General features: G+C 71.9%; 20 protein-coding genes, 1 rRNA gene and 1 riboswitch. Of the genes, 6 read left to right on the top strand and 15 right to left on the bottom strand.

All coding sequences use genetic code 11. The features are described from left to right. Positions 1-96: 96 nt before the first annotated feature. A complete protein-coding gene (locus tag ACH4SE_RS31655; RefSeq protein WP_398546970.1) occupies positions 97-753 on the bottom strand; it encodes a PadR family transcriptional regulator in 657 nt (218 codons plus the stop codon). A gap of 118 nt (positions 754-871) precedes the next feature. Between ACH4SE_RS31655 and ACH4SE_RS31660 the strand changes: the two genes are divergently transcribed. The 3 genes from ACH4SE_RS31660 to ACH4SE_RS31670 all read left to right on the top strand — a co-directional run bounded on the left by ACH4SE_RS31660 (position 872) and on the right by ACH4SE_RS31670 (position 2,089). Continuing rightward, complete coding sequence (locus ACH4SE_RS31660) at positions 872-1,297, top strand: helix-turn-helix transcriptional regulator (protein WP_398546971.1); 426 nt, start codon at positions 872-874, stop codon at positions 1,295-1,297. A gap of 5 nt (positions 1,298-1,302) precedes the next feature. After that, complete coding sequence (locus tag ACH4SE_RS31665) at positions 1,303-1,716, top strand: VOC family protein (RefSeq protein WP_398546972.1); 414 nt, start codon at positions 1,303-1,305, stop codon at positions 1,714-1,716. A 181-nt stretch (positions 1,717-1,897) separates the two neighbouring features. Beyond that, positions 1,898-2,089, top strand: a complete 192-nt coding sequence (locus ACH4SE_RS31670; RefSeq protein ID WP_031518663.1) for a DUF1059 domain-containing protein — start codon at positions 1,898-1,900, stop codon at positions 2,087-2,089. Positions 2,090-2,122: 33 nt separating this feature from the next. Here ACH4SE_RS31670 and ACH4SE_RS31675 read toward each other — a convergent pair whose 3' ends face one another. After that, the gene (locus ACH4SE_RS31675) at positions 2,123-2,920 is read right to left on the bottom strand and encodes a CPBP family intramembrane glutamic endopeptidase (RefSeq protein ID WP_398546973.1); all 798 of its coding nucleotides are present in this window, start codon (positions 2,918-2,920) and stop codon (positions 2,123-2,125) included. A 150-nt stretch (positions 2,921-3,070) separates the two neighbouring features. Then, positions 3,071-4,561, bottom strand: a complete 1,491-nt coding sequence (locus ACH4SE_RS31680; protein ID WP_398546974.1) for a glutamate--cysteine ligase — start codon at positions 4,559-4,561, stop codon at positions 3,071-3,073. 471 nt (positions 4,562-5,032) lie between these two features. On the opposite strand from ACH4SE_RS31680, the gene ACH4SE_RS31685 reads away from it, so the two are divergent. Both ACH4SE_RS31685 and ACH4SE_RS31690 read left to right on the top strand, forming a co-directional pair. Further along, positions 5,033-5,620 carry a hypothetical protein gene (locus ACH4SE_RS31685; RefSeq protein ID WP_398546975.1) on the top strand — a complete coding sequence of 196 codons (588 nt, stop codon included), beginning with the start codon at positions 5,033-5,035 and terminating at the stop codon, positions 5,618-5,620. 277 nt (positions 5,621-5,897) lie between these two features. Next, complete coding sequence (locus ACH4SE_RS31690; protein WP_398546976.1) at positions 5,898-6,104, top strand: DUF5999 family protein; 207 nt, start codon at positions 5,898-5,900, stop codon at positions 6,102-6,104. Positions 6,105-6,231: 127 nt separating this feature from the next. On the opposite strand, the gene gcvP is transcribed toward ACH4SE_RS31690, so the two are convergent. Continuing rightward, entirely contained in the window at positions 6,232-9,126 is a 2,895-nt protein-coding gene (gene gcvP / locus ACH4SE_RS31695) for an aminomethyl-transferring glycine dehydrogenase (protein ID WP_398546977.1), read from the bottom strand. 186 nt (positions 9,127-9,312) lie between these two features. Further along, positions 9,313-9,422: riboswitch (glycine riboswitch) on the bottom strand. Positions 9,423-9,554: 132 nt separating this feature from the next. Between gcvP and ACH4SE_RS31700 the strand changes: the two genes are divergently transcribed. Further along, entirely contained in the window at positions 9,555-9,971 is a 417-nt protein-coding gene (locus tag ACH4SE_RS31700; protein WP_398546978.1) for a PRC-barrel domain-containing protein, read from the top strand. A 19-nt stretch (positions 9,972-9,990) separates the two neighbouring features. Here the strand turns inward: ACH4SE_RS31700 and ACH4SE_RS31705 are convergent, their stop codons facing one another. The 11 genes from ACH4SE_RS31705 to rrf form a co-directional block, all read right to left on the bottom strand. Further along, positions 9,991-11,394 carry a DNA polymerase IV gene (locus ACH4SE_RS31705; RefSeq protein ID WP_398546979.1) on the bottom strand — a complete coding sequence of 468 codons (1,404 nt, stop codon included), beginning with the start codon at positions 11,392-11,394 and terminating at the stop codon, positions 9,991-9,993. A 100-nt stretch (positions 11,395-11,494) separates the two neighbouring features. Then, positions 11,495-12,094 carry a MerR family transcriptional regulator gene (locus ACH4SE_RS31710; RefSeq protein WP_398546980.1) on the bottom strand — a complete coding sequence of 200 codons (600 nt, stop codon included), beginning with the start codon at positions 12,092-12,094 and terminating at the stop codon, positions 11,495-11,497. A 273-nt stretch (positions 12,095-12,367) separates the two neighbouring features. Then, a complete protein-coding gene (locus tag ACH4SE_RS31715; RefSeq protein WP_398188214.1) occupies positions 12,368-12,841 on the bottom strand; it encodes a bifunctional nuclease family protein in 474 nt (157 codons plus the stop codon). A 91-nt stretch (positions 12,842-12,932) separates the two neighbouring features. Then, on the bottom strand, positions 12,933-13,679 hold the full coding sequence (locus ACH4SE_RS31720; protein ID WP_398546981.1) for a MerR family transcriptional regulator: 747 nt from the start codon (positions 13,677-13,679) through the stop codon (positions 12,933-12,935). Between the two features lie 47 nt (positions 13,680-13,726). Then, positions 13,727-14,551 (bottom strand): FHA domain-containing protein, encoded by an 825-nt coding sequence (locus ACH4SE_RS31725; RefSeq protein WP_398546995.1) that lies wholly within the window; start codon positions 14,549-14,551, stop codon positions 13,727-13,729. A gap of 64 nt (positions 14,552-14,615) precedes the next feature. After that, positions 14,616-15,476 (bottom strand): DUF881 domain-containing protein, encoded by an 861-nt coding sequence (locus tag ACH4SE_RS31730; protein WP_398546982.1) that lies wholly within the window; start codon positions 15,474-15,476, stop codon positions 14,616-14,618. 7 nt (positions 15,477-15,483) lie between these two features. After that, positions 15,484-15,816 carry a small basic family protein gene (locus ACH4SE_RS31735; protein ID WP_031518694.1) on the bottom strand — a complete coding sequence of 111 codons (333 nt, stop codon included), beginning with the start codon at positions 15,814-15,816 and terminating at the stop codon, positions 15,484-15,486. Further along, positions 15,813-16,757, bottom strand: coding sequence for a DUF881 domain-containing protein (locus ACH4SE_RS31740; protein WP_398546996.1), 945 nt, complete (start codon positions 16,755-16,757; stop codon positions 15,813-15,815). The genes ACH4SE_RS31735 and ACH4SE_RS31740 overlap by 4 nt, the downstream gene beginning before the upstream one ends. 87 nt (positions 16,758-16,844) lie before the next feature. Next, positions 16,845-19,340 carry a sugar phosphate nucleotidyltransferase gene (locus tag ACH4SE_RS31745; protein WP_398546983.1) on the bottom strand — a complete coding sequence of 832 codons (2,496 nt, stop codon included), beginning with the start codon at positions 19,338-19,340 and terminating at the stop codon, positions 16,845-16,847. Between the two features lie 25 nt (positions 19,341-19,365). Continuing rightward, positions 19,366-19,974 carry a CDP-alcohol phosphatidyltransferase family protein gene (locus ACH4SE_RS31750; protein ID WP_398546984.1) on the bottom strand — a complete coding sequence of 203 codons (609 nt, stop codon included), beginning with the start codon at positions 19,972-19,974 and terminating at the stop codon, positions 19,366-19,368. Between the two features lie 111 nt (positions 19,975-20,085). After that, positions 20,086-20,171: ribosomal RNA gene (gene rrf, locus ACH4SE_RS31755) — 5S ribosomal RNA — on the bottom strand; the annotation flags it as partial.

The following is a 20,171-nucleotide window of genomic DNA, read 5'->3' on the forward strand; positions in this document are numbered from 1 at the left end:
GCGCTGCCGTGTGAGCGCCCTTCCGGACGCGGCGCAGGCCCCGGGGGCGTGATCCCCGGGGCCTGCGCTCCCGCGCGCCGCCTGGCGGGCGGCGGCTCAGGAGGCCGGACCGCCGTCCTTGCGGAAGGCGCCGCCACCGGTCCCGCCGCCCCTGACGTCGTCCTCGTCGGCGAGGATGAGATAGAGCCGCTTGCGGGCCTCGTTGACCACCGTGAGCGCCTTCTCGCGCTGCTCGGGGGTGCCCGCGACCCACACCTGACGGAAGGCCTCGACGAGACCGCCGCCGGCCTTCCTTATCTCGTTCATGGCGTCCCAGTCGACGCCGCGCCCGGCGTCCTCCCAGGGCGCCTCGGGTCCGGCCTCGGCCTCGGTGCGGCCCTCGCCGGTGAGCGTGAAGAGCTTCTTGCCGCCCTCGCTCGTGCTGCTGATCAGGCCCTCGTCCTCCAGCAGCTGGAGCGTCGGGTAGACCGAGCCGGGGCTCGGCTTCCACGCGCCGCCGCTGCGGTCGGCGATCTCCTGGATCATCTCGTAGCCGTGCATCGGCCGGTCCTTGAGCAGGGCCAGGATCGACGCCCTGACGTCGCCGCGCCGCGCCCTGCCGCGCGGTCCGCCGCGGCCCCGTCCGCCGGGGCCCCAGGGGCCGCCGCCGAAGGGCGGCCCGAACGGCCCGAACGCCGGACGGCGCCCCTCGCGCTCTCCGGGACCGTGCTCGCCGTGCGCGCAGGGTCCGTGTCCGTGGTGGTGCCCATGCATAACGTTGCCTCCTGTCGTGATCGTTCGCGATGCTTCAACGATATATCGGTGACTGTCGCAGAGCAAGCCCCTTCCCGGCGGGCCGGGCGTTGTCGGAGGGGTCGTGCACACTGAGGGCATGGACAGATCGGATCTGGTCCGGTTGCGGCGGGCCCGCGACCGCATGGACCGGGAGTATGCGCAGCCGCTGGACGTCCCGGCGCTGGCGCGGGACGCGCTGATGTCCCCGGGGCACTTCTCGCGCAGCTTCCGCGCGGCCTTCGGCGAGACGCCGTACGCCTATCTGATGACGCGCCGCATAGAACGGGCCACGGCGCTGCTGCGGCGCGGCGACATGTCCGTGACCGATGTGTGCATGGCCGTGGGCTGCACCTCGCTCGGCTCCTTCAGCACCCGCTTCACCGAGCTGGTCGGCGAGTCCCCGAGTGCCTACCGCGCGCGCAACCACGCCGAGCTGGCGGCGCTGCCGTCCTGCGTCGCCCGGATCGTCACCCGACCGGTCAGGATCAAAGAAGTGCGGGCGGGCGGCCCTGTCGTAGCGTGATCGGCATGGACATCAAGCTCTCCCACACCTTCCTGGCCGTCGACGACCACGACAAGGCCATCGAGTTCTACCGCGACGTGCTCGGCCTCGAGATCCGCAACGAGGTGGGCTACAACAACATGCGCTGGGTCACGATCGGTTCGCCCTCCCAGCCCGAGGTCGACATCGTCCTCGAACCCCCGGCCGTGAACCCGAACATGACGCCGTCCGACCGCGAGGCCGTCGCCGACCTGATGGCCAAGGGCGTGTACGGCCGCGTCGTCTTCTGGTCCGACGACGTCGACGCGACGTTCGAGAAGCTCTCGGCGGCGGGCGCGGACGTCGTCCAGGAGCCCATGGACCAGCAGTACGGCGTCCGGGACTGCGCCTTCCGTGACCCGGCGGGCAACGAGGTCCGCTTCACCCAGGCCAAGCACTGACCGTCCCCGCTCACGGGCGGCGCGGCTCCGGCGCAGGCCGGGCGGCCGTCCGCCGGCCGCCCGGCCCGGGCGCCGCCCGCCCGGGCGATGCGGTCCTCCGTCTACGGCGGCGCGCGCCGGCCGACGGGCCGCCCGTAGACTGGGGAGGGAGAGCACGGAGAGCACAAGGAGATGACCGGCCATGCGCAAGGTCGCCGACTGCCGTGACTACCCGAGCGAGAGCAACTGCACCCTGACGATCTCCGGCGAGGAGGACGAGGTGCTGCGTGCGGCCGCCGAGCACGCTGTGTCCGTGCACGGCCACACCGATTCACCCGAATTCCGCGAGCAGCTGCGTTCCGTCCTCAAGGACGAGGTTCCGCAGCACGCCTGAGCCCCCGGGCCCGCCCGAACGGGCGGGCCCTCCTCAGCCCGTGGGCAGCCAGCCCACCTTGCCGGCGAGCAGTGCGTAGCCGACGAAGGCCACGGTGTCGATGAGGGCGTGCGCCGCGACCAGCGGGCCGACCCTCCCCCACCGGCGGTAGAGCAGTACGAAGACCACGCCCATCACCATGTTCCCGACGAAGCCGCCGATGCCCTGGTAGAGGTGGTAGGAGCCGCGCAGCACGGCGCTCGCGGCGAGCGCGGCCGCCGGTGTCCAGCCGAGGCGGTCCAGCCTGCGCAGCAGGTAGCCGACCACGATGACCTCTTCCAGCACCGCGTTCTGCACCGCGGACAGCACGAGTACCGGGATCTTCCACCACACGTCCGGCAGCGACTCGGGCACCACCGTCAGGTTGAAGCCCGCCTTGCGGGCGCCGAGGTAGAAGGCCAGTCCCGTGCCGCCGATGACGGCGGCGACGAGCGCGCCCCGGAGCAGGTCCGGCCGCGGGCGGGTCAGGTCGAAGCCGATCGACCGCATCCCCGCGCGTTCGCGGCCCAGCAGGTACGCGACCAGCGCGACGGGCGCGAGGGCGGTGGAGACGGAGAAGAGCTGCCAGGCGAGGTCGAGCCAGGGCCGGTGCGGCGCGTAGGAGCCGACCAGCGTGGCGGACTGGTTTTTGAGCGCACCCGGCCTGGTCACCGAGCCGATGAAGTCGATCAGGGCGGACACTCCCGCGGCGCCGAGCGAGAGCGCGAGCACGATGAGCGTCTCGTTGCGCAGCGTGCGGTCGGAAAGTTCCGGCTCCGCCGCCTGGTCCGCCGGGCGGGGCTGTGTGTGCATGCGGTCCTCCAGCGGCGCGGGTGTCTGAAGGACAAGATACGAAGATCGCGCCTGCCCCCGCCCCGCCACCCCCGGTCGGGGACCGCCGTGTCCGTCACGCGGGCCCGGCCGCGGGCGGCGGGAGGCGGCCCACGGCCTGCGGCGGCGCCCTCAGACGGCCGCCCACTCGTGGACCGGCCGGCCCTCCGCGGAATTCTCCCGGTAGCGGCGGGTCATCCCGGCCAGGGCCGCCATACGGTCCGGGCCGCGCTCCAGCAGGCGGTGGAAGGACTCGCTCTGCCACTCGGCACCGTTGGTGCGCAACCGGCAGCGCTGCTCGATGATGCCGAGGTAGTGGTCCCGGTCGGCCGGCTCGATCCCCCAGGCGTCGAGACCGGCCGCGGCGAGCGGCAGCAGTTCGTCCTGGATCAGTTCGGCGGCCGGGATCTCGGTGAGGCTCCCGCTGCGGCCGCGCGGCCAGTGCATGACGGCGCGGATGCCGTCCTTGCAGCCCGCGTCGAAGTTGGCGGCCGCGGCACGGAAGGGCAGCCGGTGCCACAGGGGGCGCGGCGCGTCGGCCAGCGCGCGTACCAGCCCGTAGTAGAAGGCCGCGTTGGCCAGCACGTCGTCCACCGTGGGCCCCGCGGGCAGCACGCGGTTCTCCACCCGCAGGTGCGGGACGCCGTCGACGACCGCGTAGACGGGGCGGTTCCAGCGGTAGACGGTGCCGTTGTGCAGGGTCAGCTCGCGCAGGAGCGGCACTCCCCCGTCGTCGAGGACGCGCAGCGGGTCCTCGTCGTCGCATATGGGCAGCAGGGCCGGGAAGTAGCGGACGTTCTCGGCGAAGAGGTCGAGCGGCGAGTCGATCCAGCGCTCGCCGAACCACGTCAGGGGGCGCACCCCCTGGGCGCGCAGTTCCTGCGGGCGGGTGTCGATGGACTGCTGGAAGAGCAGCGGACGGGTCTCGCGCCACAGCTCACGCCCGAAGAGGAAGGGCGAGTTGGCACCCGCGGCGACCTGCGGGCCGCACACCGCCTGCGCGGCGTTCCACACCGCGGCGAAGCGCCCGGGCGTGACCTGGAGGTGCATCTGGGTGGAGGTGCAGGCCGCCTCGGGGGCGATGGAGTGCGAGGCGTGCTCCAGGTGCTCGACGCCGTCGATGTCGAGGGTGATGTCCTCGCCCCGCATGGCGAGGATGCGGTCGTTGAGCAGCTTGAAGCGGTCGGCGTGGGAGAGGTTGGCGGTGACCAGGTCGTCGGCCCGGAGGGTGGGCAGAATTCCCACCATGACGATGCGCGCGCCGACGTCGGCGGCCATCCGGTCGGCATACGACAGGCCGGTGCGCAGTTCCTCGGCGAGCCGGTCGAAGACCGGCCCGGAAAGCGGGTGCGGGGCAATGTTCACCTCAATGTTGAACTGTGCGAGCTCGGTCTGGAAATCCCGGCTCGCGATGCGCTCCAGCACCTCTTCGTTCATCATGCGCGGCAGTCCCGTGGAATCCGCGAGATTCAATTCGATCTCCAGGCCCATCAGATTGCGGGGCCGGTCGAATCGCTTGCCCTCCAGCAGCCGCTCGAGCCCCAGCAGGCACTGCTGGAGCTTGTGCCGGTAGCGTCCGCGGTCGGCCGGCTCGAAGCCGCTGGCGACGACCTTCTCGCCCATCGCAGGTTCCTCCGTCCCGTGGCCGCCGCCCGGCCATCCATCGGAGGATGCCCACCCAAATGATCGAATAACGCCACGCCGGGCGGGCCGCGCACGCTAGGCTTGCAGTAGTGGCGAAGCGCGCACATTCCGCTGGCACATTCAGTTGCCACGGGAGGCGCGCCCTCGCGGGAAATGACCGTCGGGATCCGGCCGTCCGTGGCGCGCAGAAATATGCAGCGCCCTCCCGTACGCTGCGGGAATGCCGTCGACACGTACGCCGAGGAAGGCGAATTCTCGTCTTGCGCGTAATACTGGCATCGACTAGATGAAACACGGAGCGAACACACGTCGTATAAACTCCGCGAACAAGGCAATGCATCCGCCGTCGCCGGACGTGCCTGAGCAGGTCTCCCGCAGAGCATCCAACCGACCGTGCCGTCCGCGCCCGCCCTCCCCGCACCACGTGTCTCCCAGTGAGAGGCGACAATCATGCCGCTGCTTGTTCCCCCAGCACCTGCCCCAGCCCTGCTGAGCGTGCTCGCCGCGCTCAGTTCGCCCACCGCGGTCCTGGAAGCCAGGACCCCGGCGCTGCGTACCGCAGAAGGGCCGCTGGCCGCCGAACACCCGCTGCCCGTCCACGTCTTCGAGCCGGCAGCCGTTCCCGGAGCACTGCCGCAGGCGCGGCTGACGGGCTGGCGGTTCCATATCAGGGCAGGTGCCCGGGTCGCCGCGGCGGGAGAGACCGTTCTGACCCCGGACGGCTGGGTGTTCTCGCGGTTCTCGGAGGGACCCTTCCTGGTGTCGATCGAGCGGGCACTGGTCCAGGCCGAGGCGCTGCCCGCGACGTACCAGCCGCACCTGCTGTCGGTGCCGCGGCTCTACATGCTCGCGCTGTGGCTGCACCGCGTACCGCGGGCGGAGGCGGCCACCGCGCAGCCCGACCCGGACGACCTGCTGGTGCCGCTGGCGCCCGCACCGCCGGGCATCGCCGCCCACCGGGTCTACCGGATGACGGAGCTGGCGCGGGTACTGAGCGTGCGCCTGGCGCCGCCGCCGCTCGCGGGGTCACCGGCCTGACGGACCGGCCCGGAACAGCAAGGGTGCCCCCGGCCGGTGCGGCCGGGGGCACTGTCACGCGGCCACCACCGGCCTGCGGTTGACTCTCGGTGACGGCAACCGCCCGCCCGGGTGACGCGTCTTCACCGGAGAGCATCGCCTCGGCGAAATCCCTGCGGATTGCCGCCAGGAGGACAACACTGGGATCGGCCTCACGCACACACGGGGGACGCAGATGCACCAGGCAGACCGCACGACCGACCGCACCACCGACCTCACGCAGCGAAAGACTCGACCCATGTGCCAGCACCAACCGCAGTGCCCTTCCGCCGACGGCCCCGACCGTGAGGCCGCCCTCACCGTGGCCCACCACCCGGAGCAGGGCTGGAGCCTGCTGTGCAACGGTGTGCTGCTCTTCGAGGACACCGGGGAGCTGCAGCCCGACGGGCAGATCATCGCCCCGCACCGCCCGCTGGGCAGCGAGCAGATCACGACCGCGGCCTGACCGGCGGGCCCGACGCCCGCCCCCCTCGCGAGCCCGCCGGGCCGCGCAGACCCAGCCGGTTCCCCTGGTGCCAAGGGAACCGGCTTCGTTGTGTCCGCGGGGGCGCGGCCCGGGGTGTCCGCCCGCGTCAGCCGTCGTAGGCGTCCAGCGGGGGGCAGGAGCAGACGAGGTTGCGGTCGCCGTACGCCCCGTCGATACGGCGCACCGGCGGCCAGTACTTGTCCGCCGCCTGCACGCCGGCCGGGAAGACGGCCTCCTGCCGGGTGTACGGGTGCTCCCAGTCGCCGCCCAGCGCGGCCGCGGTGTGCGGCGCGTTGCGCAGCGGGTTGTCGTCCGCGGGCCACCGGCCGTCCGCGACCTTGTCGACCTCGGCGCGGATGGCGATCATGGCGTCGCAGAAGCGTTCCAGCTCCGCCAGGTCCTCGCTCTCGGTCGGCTCGATCATCAGCGTGCCGGCGACGGGGAAGGACATGGTCGGCGCGTGGAAGCCGTAGTCGATCAGCCGCTTGGCGATGTCGTCGACCGTGACGCCGGTCTCCTTGGTCAGCGGCCGCAGGTCGACGATGCACTCGTGCGCGACGAGGCCCGCGGGGCCGGTGTAGAGCACGGGGTAGTGCGGCTCCAGGCGCTTGGCGACGTAGTTGGCGCTCAGCACCGCCTGCTGCGTCGCCTCCCGGAGCCCGTCGGCTCCCATCAGCCGTACGTAGGTCCAGGAGATGGGCAGGATGCCGGCCGAGCCCCAGGGCGCGGCGCTGACGGGGCCGACGCCGGTGGCGGGGCCCGCGGCCGGCTGGAGCGGGTGGTTGGGCAGGTACGGCGCCAGGTGCGCGCGGACCGCGACGGGGCCCACGCCGGGGCCGCCGCCGCCGTGCGGGATGCAGAAGGTCTTGTGCAGGTTCAGGTGCGACACGTCGGCGCCGAAGCGCCCGGGGCGGGCGAGGCCGACGAGCGCGTTCAGGTTCGCCCCGTCCACGTAGACCTGGCCGCCCGCGTCGTGCACGGCGGCGCAGATGTCGGTGATGTTGTCCTCGAAGACGCCGTGCGTGGAGGGGTAGGTGACCATCAGCACGGCCAGCTGCTCGCGGTGCTGCTCGATCTTCGCGCGCAGGTCCGCGACGTCCACGTCGCCGTCCTGGCCGGTCTTCACCACCACGACCCTCATCCCGGCCATCACCGCGCTGGCGGCGTTGGTGCCGTGCGCGGAGGACGGGATGAGGCAGACCGTACGGCCGGTGTCGCCGTTGGCCCGGTGGTAGGCGCGCACCGCCAGCAGCCCGGCCAGCTCGCCCTGCGACCCGGCGTTCGGCTGGAGGCTGACCTTGTCGTAGCCGGTGACCTCGGCGAGCTGCTCCTCCAGGCCCCGGATCAGCGCCAGGTACCCCTCTGCCTGCTCGGCGGGCGCGAAGGGGTGCAGCGCGCCGAACTCCGGCCAGGTGACGGGCTCCATCTCGGTGGTTCCGTTGAGCTTCATCGTGCAGGAGCCCAGCGGGATCATGCCGCGGTCGAGCGCGTAGTCGCGGTCCGCGAGCCGTCGCAGGTAGCGCAGCATGCCGGTCTCGCTGCGGTGCAGGTGGAAGACCGGGTGGGTCAGGTACGGCTCGCTGCGGGCCAAGCCGGCGGGCAGCGCGTCGGGGGCGGTGGCGTCGAGCTCCTCGATGTCCGCGGTACCGCCGAAGACGGCGAGCACGGCGGCCACCTGGGCGCGGGTGGTGGTCTCGTCGCAGGCGATGCCGACCAGGTCGGCGTCGGTCTGCCGGAGGTTCACCCCGGCGTCGCGGGCGGCGGCGACCAGCTCGGCGGCGCGTCCGGGCACGCGCACGGTGAGCGTGTCGAAGTACGCGCCGTGCACGACCTCGACGCCGGCCGCGCGCAGCCCCTCGGCGAGTACGGCCGCGTAGCGGTGCGTGCGGCGGGCGATCCGCTCCAGGCCCTCGGGCCCGTGGTAGACGGCGTACATCCCGGCCATGACGGCCAGCAGCACCTGGGCGGTGCAGATGTTGCTGGTCGCCTTCTCGCGGCGGATGTGCTGCTCGCGGGTCTGGAGCGCGAGGCGGTAGGCGGTGTCGCCGTCGGCGTCGACGGACACGCCGACGAGCCGCCCGGGCAGGTTGCGGGCGTAGGACTCGCGCACCGCCATGTAGCCGGCGTGCGGGCCGCCGAAGCCCATGGGCACACCGAAGCGCTGGGTGGTGCCGACCGCGATGTCCGCGCCGAGGGCGCCGGGCGAGGCCAGCACCGTGAGCGCCAGCAGATCGGCGGCGACGGTGACGACCGCGCCGAGGCCGTGCGCCTGCTCGATCACCGGCCGCAGGTCGCGGACGGCGCCGGAGGCCCCCGGGTACTGGAGGAGGACGCCGAAGACGCCGCGCTCGGCGACGTCGGCGGGGATGCCGTCGCTCAGGTCGGCGACGACCACCTCGACGCCGGTGGGCTCGGCACGGGTGCCGATGACGGCGGTGGTCTGCGGAAAGGTGTCGGCGTCGACCAGGAAGACGCCCTCCTTGACCTTGCCCACCCGGCGGGACAGCGCCATCGCCTCGGCCGCCGCGGTGCCCTCGTCGAGCAGCGACGCGCCGGAGGTGGGCAGCCCGGTGAGGTCGGCGACCATCGTCTGGAAGTTGATCAGCGCCTCCAGCCGGCCCTGCGAGATCTCCGGCTGGTAGGGGGTGTAGGCGGTGTACCAGGCCGGGTTCTCCATGACGTTGCGCAGGATCACCGGCGGGGTGAAGGTGCCGTAGTAGCCGAGGCCGATCATCGGGGCGAGCACCTGGTTGCGGGCGGCCAGGGCGCGCAGCTCCGCCAGCGCCTCCGCCTCGGTGCGGGCCGGCGGCAGCGCGAGCGCCGCGGCGCTCCTGATGGCGTCCGGTACGGCCGCGTCCGTCAGCTCGTCCAGCGAGCTGTAGCCCACCTGGGCGAGCATCTTGGCCTGCGCGGCGGTGTCGGGGCCGATGTGCCGGCGGGCGAAGGGCAGTCCGGCTTCCAGCTCGGCGAGCGGAAGGCGGTGTGCGGTCGGATGAGTCATCTGCGGAGGCCTCCTGGTCTGCGACGACCTTCGGGGGCACCCGGCGCGGGCGCCCGTACGGCCTCCCCCTCTGTCATCAGTACCTGAGAGCTTCGCCTTACCCGCGCACGGGCCGGCTTTCACCTTCGGTGAAGACCCGTCCCCCGGACGGCGCTGCCCGGGGCGGATCCTGCTTTCCAGAGTGACCTCGCCCCTGCGGTACGGGTGCCTGAGAGATTCCGGGGAGGATTTGCTCCTTCGGCGCCCCCGGTCTGCCACTGCGGCAGGTGACCGGAGGACTCTCCCGCATGGGGTCTGCAGCCTTCGTCCAGCCTACCAGCGGGATCTGGGCGCGCACCGACCGGAGGTTCGGGTCGACAGCGCCGGTGATGTGGCTTTTGGTGGTAACCAGCAGGTGTCGCTGTTGCTAGGAGCTGGTTGGAGGAGCCGTGCAGACCGATATCGATCCGCGAAGCCTCATCGGACGCCGTGCCGTCGACCGCGACGGTACGAAGATCGGCACGGTGGACGAGGTGTACCTCGACGACGCGACCGGCAGCCCGGAGTGGGCCGCGGTGCGGACCGGCTTCTTCACCCGCGACGCGTTCGTCCCGCTGGAGCCGAGCGAGCTGGTGGGCGAGGCGCTGCGGGTGCCGTACAAGAAGTCGCTGATCAGGGACGCCCCGGATTTCGGCGTCGGGCGCCATCTGTCGCCGGAGCAGGAGCTCCAGCTCTACCACCACTACGGCATGGACCTCCCCACCGAACCGCCCGGCTCCCCCCACGACAGCGGCAGCAACGGGAGCGGACCGCGCGACTTCGGCGACCTGCCCGCCGGGGACCGCCGCCCGGACGACGCCGGCTGATCCGGCGCTCCCGCGCGCCTCACCCGGCGAGCAGCCCCCGGTCAGGGGTGAAAGAGGCCAGCGGGAGCGGCTCGGCGTGCGCGAGCGCCGGATCGTCGACGGAGAACGTGCGCACCCGGCCCGGCGCGGTGTCCGAGGGGAGCTCGAAGCGTACGGTGACCCGGCCGACACCGCTGCCCTGCACCCAGCCGCGCCCCTCCACGGCGTGCTCGACGTCCTGGCCGGGAAGCCAGCGGCTGCCGGGCGCCGGCTCCGGCGGCGGCGCGGCGGGCAGCTCCAGTTCCGCGGACGTGGCCGGGAGCGGTCCGGCGGCGCCCTCCCCGGCGGCGGGACCCGGCACCTCCGCCTGGGCCTGCGCCTCGGCGGCCTGCGCGAACAGGTCCTCCTGCGTGAAGTCGGCCAGTCCCGACACGCCCACGCCCAGCAGCCGCACGCCGCCCGTGGTGTCGACGGCCTCGACGAGCCGGCGAGCGGTCTCGCGGACGACGGCCGGGTCGTCGGTGGGCGCACGCAGCGTCTCGGACCGGGTGAGCGTGGAGAAGTCGTAGCGCCGGATCTTCACCACGACCGTCCGTCCGGAGCGGCCCGCGCCGCGCAGCCGCTGCACGCAGCGCTCCGCGAGCCGGTCGATCTCGTACCGCACCCGGGCGCGGTCGGTGAGGTCGGTGTCGAAGGTGTCCTCGACGGAGATCGACTTCACGTCGCGGTCGGCGACCACCGGGCGGTTGTCCAGGCCCGCCGCCATGGCGTGCAGCGAGGTGCCGTGCGCCTTGCCGAGCAGCCGCACCAGCTCCGGCTCCCCGGCCTGCACGATCTCGGCGACGGTGAGGATGCCGGCCCGCCGCAGGTGCTCCGCGGTGGCGGGGCCCACGCCCCACAGCGTGCGCACGGGCAGCGGGTCGAGCAGGGCGCGTTCGGTGCCGGGCTCGACGACCACCAGGCCGTCCGGCTTGGCCTGCTCCGAGGCGATCTTGGCCAGCAGCTTGGAGCCGGCCAGCCCCACCGACGCCGTCAGCCCGGTGGCGGCACGGATGTCCGCGCGCAGCCGCTCGGCGACCGCCCGGGGCTGCTCGGCCCGCTCCCCCGCTTCCAGGTCGACGAAGGCCTCGTCCAGGCTCAGCGGCTCGATCAGCGGGGACACCGCGCCGAGCAGCCCCATCACGATGTCGCTGACCGCCCGGTAGAGGGTGAAGCGCGGCACGAGATACGCGGCGTTCGGGCACAGCCGGCGGGCGTGCGCGGTGGCCATCGCGGAGTGGACGCCGTGCACGCGCGCCTCGTAGGACGCGGTCGCGACGACGCCGCGGGGCCCGAGGCCGCCGACCACCACCGGCTTGCCCCGCAGGCTCGGCTTGGAGGCCTGCTCGACCGCGGCGAAGAACGCGTCCATGTCCAGGTGCAGGATCGTCGGCGCACTTCTCACACCCTCGATCGTGCCTCATCCCACCGACAATGACCGTACACGTGTACGGCATGCCGCCGGCGTCCCGCTGCCGGGCCGCCACGGGGCCCGGTGACCAGGGTCAGACCGCCCGGTTGCGCCGGCGGGCCAGCTCGTCCGCGGGGTTGTGGCCGACCAGCGTCTCGCCGGTGTCCACCCGCTCGCCGTGCAGCTCGGACAGCGAGCTCTCGACGTCCCGCCACACCACGCCGACCGCGATGCCGAAGACGCCCTGCCCGCCCTGGAGCAGGTCGACGACCTCGGCGGGCGAGGTGCACTCGTACACGGTGGCGCCGTCGCTCATCAGCGTCATCCTGGCCAGCTCGGCCGGGCCGACGGAGCGCAGCTGGCGTACGGCCGTGCGGATGTTCTGCAGGGACACGCCGGTGTCCAGCAGCCGCTTGACGATCTTGAGCACGACCACGTCGCGGAAGCTGTAGAGCCGCTGGGTGCCCGACCCGTAGGCAGGGCGGACGCTGGGCTCGACCAGACCCGTACGCGCCCAGTAGTCCAGTTGGCGGTAGGTGATGCCCGCCGCCGCGCAGGCCGTGGGGCCGCGGTAGCCGACCAGCTCCGGTGCGGGCTCGGCCGCGGGCACGGGCCCCGGCTCGGCCGCGCGGGCCAGCGCCCCCCTGGCCGGATACGGGCCGCCGGTCGCCGAACCGTCGCCGGTGCTTCTCACGCCGCCCTCCGTCCTTCTCGTCCCCGACACCGCGCGCACGTGCCACGGGACTTTCCACTTCGACGGTAGGCAGTCACCAGGGGTGCGTCAACGATCGCCACACTCGGCACGCCGAGTGAAAGTCACCCCAGGAGTGGTTTGATGTGACCGGAGGCGGGAATTCCTCCCCGGATGGCCTCATGGTGACAACATTGCCCAGGTCACCGTCGCGATCACCGTGCGTGCGCGGAGCCGCCGCGGCCGCCCGGCGGGCTTCCGCGGCAGCCGCCGGCGTCACTGGTTGCTGGTGCCGAAATCCTCGGGCGAGATCTGGTCGAGGAACTCGCGGAATTTCTCCACCTCGTCCTCCTGCTCGTCCGGGATCGCGATACCGGCGTCGTCCAGCACCCCGTCACTGCCGTAGATCGGCGTGCCGGTGCGCAGCGCCAGCGCTATGGCGTCGGAAGGGCGGGCACTGACCTCGACGCCGCTGGCGAACACCAGCTCGGCGTAGAAGACGGCCTCCCGCAGGTCGGTGATGCGGACCTCGGTGAGCGTCTGTCCCACGGCTTCCAGCACGTCTTTGAACAGGTCGTGCGTCAGCGGTCGCGCAGGCGTCATGCCCTGCTGCGCGAAGGCGATGGCGGTGGCTTCGCCCGGCCCGATCCAGATGGGCAGATACCGGTCGCCTCCCACTTCACGCAGGAGCACGATCGGTTGATTGGAGGGCATTTCCACCCGGACACCCACAACATCGAGCTCTTTCACACGTCAACCCTAGGACGTCCCCAGCCGGTTTGGGTAGTCGGGCACGGCCCGCACCGCCGTCCGGGACGCACCCGGCGGCGCGAGCGCCCGGTCAGCGCAGCCGCAGCCGCAAGGCCGAGCGCAGCATCGCGGCGTGCAGCCGGGCCGACAGCTCGGCCAGCTCCTCCGCGGTGGCTTCGGCGTGTCGCCGGGTCTGCGGATTGCGGTGCCGGCGCAGCGGTGCCACCAGCTGCTCCAGCAGGGCGGCCTCGCGGTCGGCCGCCGCCTTGACCGCGCGCAGGTGCCGCGGCTCCAGCCCGTAGCGGCCCAGATCGGCGATGAGCCGGCCGATCGTGACCGCCTCGGCCTCGAAGCCGCCGTCACCGGCGGCCTCGACCAGCCCGTAGGACTCCCAGTGGTCCAGCTCCGCCTCACCGGCCCCCGTGGCGGCCAGGAAGTCCTCCCGGCCCAGTCGTGGCCCGTGCGCCGCCGCCAGGGACTCCTCGGCGCCCTCACGGGGCTCCTGGACGGGCTCTGCGGCGGCGAGCGCCGGCAGCACCGGCTGCTCGCCGCGGTCCAGACCTTCCAGATGCTCCTTGATCACCCGCAGCGGCAGGTAGTGGTCGCGCTGCACCCGCAGGACGTACGCCAGCCGCTGGACGTCGGCGGCGGCGAACTTCCGGTAACCGGACGGGGTGCGCTGCGGCTCGACCAGGCCCTCGGCCTCCAGGAAGCGGATCTTGGAGATCGTGACCTCGGGGAATTCGTCCCGCAGCTGCCCCAGCACGGCACCGATGCTCAGCAGTGCGCCGTCCGTGGCGGCGGTGCCGTCTCCGGCACCGCCCGTCGTTCGCGGCATGCGCACCCTTCCTGCACGGGAGCGGGGGTCGGCTGGGGCTGCTGCGGTCAGTAGCCCCGCTGGCTGGCGTAGAAGACCAGCCGGTACTTCCCGATCTGGACCTCGTCCCCGTTGTTCAGCGGCACCGCGTCGATCCGCTCCCGGTTGACGTAGGTGCCGTTGAGGCTGCCCACGTCGGAGACGGTGAACAGGCCGTCGGCGCCGCGGCGGAACTCCACGTGCCGCCGGGAGACCGTCACGTCGTCCAGGAAGATGTCGCTCTGCGGGTGGCGTCCCGCGGTGGTCAGCTCGCCGTCCAGCAGGAAGCGGCTGCCGGAGTTCGGCCCGCGGCGCACCACGAGGAGAGCGGAGCCGGGCGGCAGCGCGTCCACCGCGGCCTGCGCCTCGGGCGACAGCGACGGCGACGCGATCTGGCCGGTGGCCTCCGCCTCGTACGCCTCGATCCCGGAGATCGAGATCGTCGACGTCGTCTCGGACGCGCTCTGGTAGCCGGGCCCGCTCCCCGGGCGCAGCGGGGCGCCGCAGTTCGAGCAGAAGCGGGCCGCTTCCGTGTTCGTGAAACCGCACCTGCCGCAGACCGGCAAACCGAACCCTCCACCCGTGGTCGAGGCCGCTGGTTCCCCGGAACCTATGCGAGCGGCCCGAGCGGGGTCAACAGGCGCCACGCCGGGCCCACCCGATTGCCCGCCGCGGCCCTGGCCGTCGTTGCGGAACAGCGGGCGGTCGGCGGACTGCTCGTCCGCCGGGCCGCGCCGGGCGCGGTGCCGCGCCGTGGCGGGGTCGGCCGACTGCCGAGCGCTCTTGCCGAACAACTTCCCAAACAGCTTCACGGGCGATTCCCCTCGAAAGACGCAGACCCGCCCGTAAGGCAGGACGAACTCTCACTACACACAGTTTCCACCACACACCAACTCAGCGACGCCCCGACCCCCCGCCTCACCGGGATGACGACCGAGCGTAGTCAGGCTGCTTCGATGGCCGCAAGGCGTCCACGACGATCTTCTGCGACCGCACCACATCTGCCGTGGCCTGCTCCTTCTCCAGTGTCTGCACCACCCCGCCGGGGATGTTGAGGGCCGGTTCGAGATCCTGCGGGTTTCCGATCACCGTGAAGACGTACGGCTGCGCGACACGGTGCCCGTCGATCAGCACACCGTCGGACCCGTCGGTGAAGTACGTGTCCGCCACCACCCGCACGGCGTTGATCTGGATGGCCTCGGCGCCCGCCGCCCGCAGCTCCTGCAGCGTGTCCAGCAGCGAATCCGCCTCCACGCTGCCGTGCGGGTCGGTGATGGTCAGCGTGATGCCGGGACCCTCCGCCGCGACCGTGCCGGCCAGGATGCCGAGCTGCTGCTCCTTCTGCCGGGTCTGCTTCAGCGCCTCGGCGGCCTGGTCCGAACTGGACTGGAGCTGGGAGCGCTGGGTCTCCAGACCGCGTTTCTCGTCCTCCAGCCGCTGTGTGCGGTTGTCGACCTCGGTGAGGATGCGCACCAGGTCCTCCTGGCGCGCCCCGCGCAGGGTGCCGCCGTTGTCACTCGTGGTGTTCACCTGGATGGCGAGGCCGAGGCCCAGCACGAACAGCAGCACGGCGACCGTCAGCTGCGCGCGGGAGGCCCGCGGCGGCCACAGCCCGGCCACCAGCCGCTGGCGCCCCGTGAGCTGCTCCTGCGCGTCCTCGGGCCCCCGCACGCCGTCCGGCGCCGTGTCCTCGGGCCCCTCCGGGCCGTCGTCGCGCGCGTCCGTCCCGCGCTCGTCCTGCTCGTCGTACCGGCGGTGCTCGCCGTGCTCGTCGCTCATGCCGCTGTCACGCCCGGAAGACGTGCCGGCGGATCGCGGCGGCGTTGGAGAAGATGCGGATGCCGAGGACGACGACCACGCCCGTGGACAGCTGCGCGCCGACGCCCAGCTTGTCGCCGAGGAAGACGATCAGCGCCGCCACGACCACGTTGGACAGGAAGGAGACCACGAAGACCTTGTCGTCGAAGATCCCGTCGAGCATCGCGCGCAGGCCTCCGAACACGGCGTCGAGCGCCGCGACGACCGCGATGGGCAGATAGGGCTCCACCCCGGTCGGCACCACGGGGCGCACCACGAGTCCCACCACGATGCCCACGACGAGGCCCAGTACGGCGATCACGACGAACCCTTCCCTGTTGCGCCGGCTTCCGGCGGCCCGCTGCTGCCCGCGACCGGCCGGGCGTACCGCACGATGAGGCTGGGTGCGGCGGCCAGGCGGACGTCCTTCTGTACGGTGACGCTCGCCCGGATCCCGTAGTTCTGCTCCAGCACGTGCAGGTACTGACCGTCCGCACTGTCCTGGAAAGCCGTGCTCAGCTTCTCCCCGTCACCGATCGCCAGCACCGTGTACGGCGGCACCAGTGGTCGGTTGTCGACCAGTATGGCGTCTCCGGCCGCCCGGATGGCCGACAGTGCCGTCAGCCGCTGCCCGTTGACGGAGATCGCCTCCGCACCGGACGCCCACAGGCCGTTGACCACGCGCTGCATGTCGCGGTCGCGGACCCGCCCGGTGTCGGAAAAGCCGTCGCTCTCCCGCGGACCGCCGGAGTCGCCCGTGGAGGCCTCCTTGGCGTCGTCCACGACAAGCCTGACGCCGGGGCCGTGCACGGGCGTCGCACCCGCCAGCACCTCCAGCAGATCCTCACGGCCGTCGCCCTGGTCCTTCAGGGCCGCCCGCTGCTCGGCCGAGACCGTGTCGCGCAGCCCGTCGACCTCCTTCTGGAGGGCGTCGGCCCTCCCGGTCTGCGTCTGCACCCGGTCGATGAGCTTCTGCCGCTCCTTGGCCTCGGTGGGCGCCGCACGGTGCGCCTGGGCCGCGCCCACCGTGATCACGACCGCGGCGAGCAGCAGCCCGCCGGCCAGCCCCAGCCGTCCGGCCAGCGAGGTGGGCAGCCGCGAGCTGCCGGTCTGCCCGCGGCGCGCCGCCGCCTCCGCGTAGCCGTCGTCGAGGCTGTGCTCCATGACGCTGGTGAGCAGGAACATGGAGGCGTCCGGGCGCCGCCGGTCGGCCCGGGGCGCGGAGCTGCTCCGATCGGGTTGCGGCTGCGGCATGCCGCACATCGTCGCATGTCGTGACGGCATCACGGGAACGGCCCCCTCGCGGCACGCCCTTCAGGGCGTACACCACCGCGAGGGGGCCGCTGCCCGCTACTGCCCCGCGCTCTCCACGATCTGCGACCACTCGTCCAGCAGGGCCTGCGCGGACGCGTCGTCCGGTCCCTCGGCCCACAGGTGCGTGACCGCCTCCGCGGGGTCGGGCAGCACCATGATCCAGCGCCCGTCGGACTCCACGACCCGCACGCCGTCGGTGGTGTCGACCGACCGGTCGCCGGCCTCCTCGACGACCCGCCGCATGACCGAGCCCTTGACCGCCCATCCGGTCGGCACGTCCCGCTTGAGCACGTGCGCCTGCGGGATACGGGCGTCGATCTGGCTGAGCGTGAGCTGTGTACGCGCCACCAGGCCGATGAGCCGCACGAAGGCGGCGGCCCCGTCGAAGACGCTGCTGAACTCCGGCACGATGAAGCCGCCGGCGGCGTCGCCGCCGAAGATCGTGCCCTCCTCCCGGCCGACCCGGGTCAGGTCGTCCGGTGACGTCGTCGTCCACGTGACCTGTGTGCCGTGGTAGGCCGCGACCTGCTCGGCGATCCGGGTCGTGGTGACCGGCAGCGCCACCCGCCCGCTGCGCCGCTCGGCGGCCACCAGGTCCAGCAGCACCAGCAGCGCCCGGTGGTCCTCGACGATCCGGCCGCGTTCGTCCACCAGGGACAGTCGCTCGCCGACCGGGTCGAAGCGCACCCCGAAGGCCGCCCGCGCCGAGGACACGATCTCCCCGAGCCGTACGAGACCCGCCCGGCGGGTCTCCTCGGTCTCCGTGGGGCGGGCCTCGTCGAGACCCGGGTTGACCATCAGCGAGTCCACGCCGAGCCGGCCGAGCAGCGACGGCAGCACGAGGCCGGCGCTGCCGTTGGCGGCGTCCACGACGACCTTCAGGCCCGACTCGGCGATGCCCGAGGTGTCGACGGCACGCAGCAGCGCGCCGGTGTAGGAGTCGAAGACGGTCGACGGGAAGCGCAGGTCGCCGATCTCGCCCGGGAAGGCCCGGCGGTACTCCTGGCGGGCGAAGACCCGGTCCAGCTTGCGCTGCCCCGCGGCGGAGAGGTCGGCGCCGCGCTCGTCGAAGAACATGATGTCCAGCGAGTCCGGCCGCCCCGGCGACGTCCGGATCATGATCCCGCCGGCGCTGCCGCGGGCCGTCTGCTGACGCGCGACGGGCATGGGCACGTTCTCCAGGTCGCGCACCTCGATCGCACTCGCCTGGAGCGCCGAGATCACCGCTCGTTTGAGTGCACGCGCACCACGGGAGTGGTCACGCGCGGTGGTGACCGTCGCCCCCTTCTTGAGCGTCGTGGCATACGCCCCCGCGAGCCGCACGGCGAGCTCGGGGGTGATCTCCACGTTGAGGATGCCGGACACGCCGCGCGCGCCGAACAGATGCGCCTGGCCGCGCGACTCCCAGATCACCGAGGTGTTGACGAAGGCGCCGGCCTCGATGGTCTTGAACGGGTAGACGCGTACGTTGCCGGAGAGAATCGATTCCTCGCCGATGAGGCACTCGTCGCCGATCACCGCGCCCTCGTCGATCCGGGCGGCGCGCATGACGTCGGTGTTCTTGCCGATGACGCAGCCGCGCAGATTCGACTGCGGGCCGACGTAGACGTTGTCGTGCACCACCGCCTTGTGCACGAAGGCGCCGGCCTTCACGACGACGTTGGAGCCGATGACGCTGTGCTCGCGGATCTCCGCGCCGCCCTCGACCTTCGCGTAGTCACCGATGTACAGCGGGCCGCGCAGCACCGCGTCCGGGTGCACCTCCGCACCCTCCGCCACCCACACGCCCGGCGAGATCTCGAAGCCGTCGATGTCGACGTCGACCTTGCCCTCCAGGACGTCCGCCTGCGCCTTCACATAGCTCTCGTGGGTGCCGACGTCCTCCCAGTAGCCCTCGGCGACGTAGCCGTAGATGGGCTTGCCTTCCTTCATCAGCTGCGGGAAGACGTCACCCGACCAGTCCACCGGCACGTCGGCCTCGACGTAGTTGAAGACCTCGGGCTCCATGACGTAGATGCCGGTGTTCACCGTGTCGGAGAACACCTGGCCCCAGGTCGGCTTCTCCAGGAAGCGTTCGACCCGGCCCTCGTCGTCCACGATCGTGATGCCGAACTCCAGCGGGTTGGGCACCCGCGTCAGGCACACGGTGACGAGGCCGCCCTTCTGCTTGTGGAAGGCGATGAGTTCACTGAGGTCAAAATCGGTGAGCGCGTCACCGGAGATCACCAGGAAGGAGTCGTCCTTGAGCGCGTCCTCGGCGTTCTTGACGCTGCCCGCCGTGCCCAGCGGCTTCTCCTCGTTCGCGTACGTCAGCTCCATCCCGAATTCTTCGCCGTCCCCGAAATAATTCTTCACCAGGGACGCGAGAAACTGGACGGTGACGACGGTCTCAGTGAGCCCGTGCCGTTTGAGCAGCGTCAGGACATGCTGCATGATCGGCCGATTCACCACTGGGAGCAGAGGTTTGGGCATGCTTGAGGTCATCGGACGAAGGCGGGTACCTTCGCCTCCGGCCATAACAACCGCTTTCATGTCGGAAAACATCCTCCTCGTGACGTCAGTCAGCCGTGGTGTCCGCCCTCACAAGCCGCCGGACCTGCACCACGTAGAGGATCCCTGCCCACCAGTACAGGGTTGTACCCCAACCTGTGAAGGCCCAGCCGAAAACAGCCGCCAGTGTCGCAAGCCAACCGCTGCCGTCGCTCAGCAGCAGCAGCGGAAAGGCGTACATGAGATTGAAGGTAGCCGCTTTCCCGATGAAGTTCACCTGGGGTGGGCCGTAGCGGTGTCTCCGCAGAATCAGGAGCATCACCGCCATCATCGCCTCACGGGCCAGCAGCAGGACCGTGACCCACAGCGGCAGGATGCCGCGCCAGGTGAGACCGACGAGGGTCGACAGGACGTACAGGCGGTCCGCGGCCGGGTCCAGGAGCCGGCCGAGACTGCTGATCTGGTTCCACCGTCGTGCCAGCTTGCCGTCGAGGTAGTCGCTCACCCCGCTGAACGCCAGCACCAGGAGTGCCCAGCCGTCGGCCTTGGGGCCGCCGAACTCGGGCCACAGAATCAGCCACAGGAACACCGGCACGCCCACGAGGCGAGCCATACTCAGGATGTTCGGGATCGTGAAGATCCGATCCGTCTGCACCCGTGTCTCCTGGACCTCCACCAGGTCCCCTCCTGTGCCGTTCCATCTATGTACGTCTGCGCGCCGACTCTACCCCAGGCACAAAAAGGGCCTGGCCCCGGATCAGGGATCCGAGGCCAGGCCTCAATATTTGTTCGGCGGTGTCCTACTCTCCCACAGGGTCCCCCCTGCAGTACCATCGGCGCTGAAAGGCTTAGCTTCCGGGTTCGGAATGTAAC

Origin of the sequence: Streptomyces sp. NPDC020983 (genome assembly GCF_044333485.1) — a bacterium.
GTDB lineage: Bacteria > Actinomycetota > Actinomycetes > Streptomycetales > Streptomycetaceae > Actinacidiphila.

Bases quoted from the DNA above. Each gene is read 5' to 3' on its own strand.
- ACH4SE_RS31740 (WP_398546996.1), bottom strand. From the start codon at position 16,757: ATGTGCGGCATGCCGCAGCCGCAACCCGATCGGAGCAGCTCCGCGCCC.
- ACH4SE_RS31690 (WP_398546976.1), top strand. From the start codon at position 5,898: ATGTGCCAGCACCAACCGCAGTGCCCTTCCGCCGACGGCCCCGACCGT.
- gcvP (WP_398546977.1), bottom strand. From the start codon at position 9,126: ATGACTCATCCGACCGCACACCGCCTTCCGCTCGCCGAGCTGGAAGCC.
- ACH4SE_RS31720 (WP_398546981.1), bottom strand. From the start codon at position 13,679: ATGCCGCGAACGACGGGCGGTGCCGGAGACGGCACCGCCGCCACGGAC.
- ACH4SE_RS31730 (WP_398546982.1), bottom strand. From the start codon at position 15,476: ATGAGCGACGAGCACGGCGAGCACCGCCGGTACGACGAGCAGGACGAG.
- ACH4SE_RS31685 (WP_398546975.1), top strand. From the start codon at position 5,033: ATGCCGCTGCTTGTTCCCCCAGCACCTGCCCCAGCCCTGCTGAGCGTG.
- ACH4SE_RS31670 (WP_031518663.1), top strand. From the start codon at position 1,898: ATGCGCAAGGTCGCCGACTGCCGTGACTACCCGAGCGAGAGCAACTGC.
- ACH4SE_RS31655 (WP_398546970.1), bottom strand. From the start codon at position 753: ATGCATGGGCACCACCACGGACACGGACCCTGCGCGCACGGCGAGCAC.
- ACH4SE_RS31665 (WP_398546972.1), top strand. From the start codon at position 1,303: ATGGACATCAAGCTCTCCCACACCTTCCTGGCCGTCGACGACCACGAC.
- ACH4SE_RS31660 (WP_398546971.1), top strand. From the start codon at position 872: ATGGACAGATCGGATCTGGTCCGGTTGCGGCGGGCCCGCGACCGCATG.
- ACH4SE_RS31675 (WP_398546973.1), bottom strand. From the start codon at position 2,920: ATGCACACACAGCCCCGCCCGGCGGACCAGGCGGCGGAGCCGGAACTT.
- ACH4SE_RS31745 (WP_398546983.1), bottom strand. From the start codon at position 19,340: ATGAAAGCGGTTGTTATGGCCGGAGGCGAAGGTACCCGCCTTCGTCCG.
- ACH4SE_RS31680 (WP_398546974.1), bottom strand. From the start codon at position 4,561: ATGGGCGAGAAGGTCGTCGCCAGCGGCTTCGAGCCGGCCGACCGCGGA.